At 75.2% G+C, this 665-nt stretch carries 1 protein-coding gene; it reads left to right on the plus strand.

Annotation, left to right across the window (positions count from 1 at the left end; translation table 11 throughout):
- The coding region (locus KVT32_RS28185) for a family 20 glycosylhydrolase (RefSeq protein ID WP_217619212.1) at positions 1-665 on the plus strand (665 nt) is incomplete at both ends.

A 665-nucleotide genomic window follows, 5' to 3' on the forward strand; every position in this document is an offset into this window, starting at 1 on the left:
GGGGGTCGGGCCAGGAAGACATCGCCTACCGCCTCGCCAACGCCGGCTACGGCGTGGTGCTGTCGAACGCGGCCAACCTCTACTTCGACCTCGCCTGCGCCAAGGACCCGGAGGAGCCGGGCTATTACTGGGCCGGTTTCGTCGGCATGCGCCAGGCCTTCGCCTTCTGCCCGCTGGACCAGGGCGCCGTGCCCGCCTTCGACGCCATGGGCCGCGCGGTGCCGGCGGCGCTGCTGGCGCGCCTGGAAAAACTCGAGGGCGGGCGTATCGCCGGCCTGCAGGGCCAGCTCTGGGGAGAGAACGCGCACTCGCGCGCCCGCATCGAATACCTGGTGGCGCCGCGCCTGCTGGCGCTGGCCGAGCGGGCCTGGAGCCCGGACCCCGGCTGGCGCCTGATCGCCGACCCGCTTGTGCGCGCGCGCCGCATCGACGCCGACTGGAACGAGTTCGCCAACCGCCTGGGCCAGCGCGCGCTGCCGCGCCTGGACCGCGCGCCGCTGGCCTATGGCTACCGCCTGCCGCCGCCAGGCGTGGAGCTGCGCGAGGGCGAGATCCGCGCCAGCGTCGCCTTGCCCGGCCTGGCGCTGCGCTATGCCTTCGACGGCGGCGAGCCGGACGCCGACAGTCCGCGCTACACCGGGCCGCTGCCGGTTCCCCCGGGCGCC

Origin of the sequence: Achromobacter sp. GbtcB20, assembly GCF_019091095.1 — a bacterium.
GTDB classification, from domain to species: domain Bacteria; phylum Pseudomonadota; class Gammaproteobacteria; order Burkholderiales; family Burkholderiaceae_B; genus Achromobacter; species Achromobacter mucicolens.